Below are 1,167 nucleotides of genomic sequence, written 5' to 3' on the forward strand. Positions count from 1 at the left end.
TGGTTCGGCCGCGTGCCGGCCTTCCTGATCACGCTCGACGCGCACTACGCGCGCGAGTGCAACGACCTGCAGTGGTGCGCGCTGATCGAACACGAATTGATGCACATCGCTCAGAAGACGGATGAGTTCGGCGCCCCAGCCTTCACGAAGGATGGGTTTCCCAAGCTGGGCATCCGCGGGCACGACGTCAGCGAGTTTGTCGGGATCGTGGCGCGGTACGGAACCGGTGGTCCGGATAGCGACATTTCCAAGATGGTCAGGGCCGCGAACGCCGGGCCAACTGTCTCTCACGTGTCGATAGCACAAGCATGCGGGACTTGCATATTGAAGGCGGCGTGAACATGGAGCGTTGGAAAGAAATTCCGGATTTCCCAGACTATGCGGTCAGCGATCATGGGCGCGTAAAGCGGCTAACATCGCGGACGTGCGCGCGGGCAGGATCTATTCTGAGAGCTTGTGCACGCAGCAAGGACCGTCCGTATCTATCGGTGGATCTGTGCGCGAACGGTAAGCGTCGCACGGAGATGGTCCACATCCTGGTTGCTCGAGCGTTTCTCGATCCTGTTCCGTTCGCAGGAGCCGAGGTGAACCACATTGACGGCGACAAGACGAATCCGCATTTCGAGAATCTCGAGTGGGTTACGTCGTCAGGAAACTCTCTGCATGCCTACGCTGCCGGTCTCGCTGACGCGAAGGGCGAAGCCAATGGTCAGGCCAAGTTGACAGCGGCTCAGGTGCTTGAAATTCGCGCCTTGTCTAGCGGGAGGCGTGGCGAGCAGGCTGCGCTCGCCCGGCAGTTTGGCGTAACCGATTCAGCGATCCGCAGCGTATTGAGCCGCAAAACTTGGTCGCACATCTGACGCGCGACGCCGCGTAGCCCATCTGAACATTTCCCGCCATGGCAGCACTCCCCGAACCCATCAAGGTGTTCGTCACGCAGGCGCTCGCCTGCTTTGACACGCCGTCGCGCGCGGCGAAGGCCGTGCGCGAGGAATTCGGCGTCGAAGTGTCGCCGCAGCAGTGCGAGCGCTACGACCCGACGAAGCGCGCCGGCTCGACGCTCAGCAAGAAGTACCGCGACATCTTCGAGCGGACGCGCGAAGAGTTTCTGAAGGACACCTCGCGCATCGGCGTCTCGCACCGCGCGGTGCGCCTGCGCGCGCTCGA

The 1,167-nt window shown here is 62.0% G+C and carries 3 protein-coding genes; all 3 read left to right on the forward strand.

From position 1 onward, the window contains the following. Positions 1-339, forward strand: a 339-nt coding sequence (locus WS69_RS34170) for a putative metallopeptidase (RefSeq protein ID WP_269434747.1), incomplete at its 5' end; no start/stop codon positions are given. Beyond that, the gene (locus WS69_RS15170; protein ID WP_197419267.1) at positions 309-860 is read left to right on the forward strand and encodes an NUMOD4 motif-containing HNH endonuclease; all 552 of its coding nucleotides are present in this window, start codon (positions 309-311) and stop codon (positions 858-860) included. The genes WS69_RS34170 and WS69_RS15170, both read left to right, overlap by 31 nt. Positions 861-898: 38 nt before the next feature. After that, positions 899-1,167, forward strand: a 269-nt coding sequence (locus WS69_RS15175) for a DUF2280 domain-containing protein (protein WP_156438158.1), incomplete at its 3' end; no start/stop codon positions are given.

Origin of the sequence: Burkholderia sp. BDU5 (genome assembly GCF_001522845.1) — a bacterium.
GTDB lineage: Bacteria > Pseudomonadota > Gammaproteobacteria > Burkholderiales > Burkholderiaceae > Burkholderia > Burkholderia mayonis.

Bases quoted from the DNA above. Each gene is read 5' to 3' on its own strand.
- WS69_RS15170 (WP_197419267.1), top strand. From the start codon at position 309: ATGCGGGACTTGCATATTGAAGGCGGCGTGAACATGGAGCGTTGGAAA.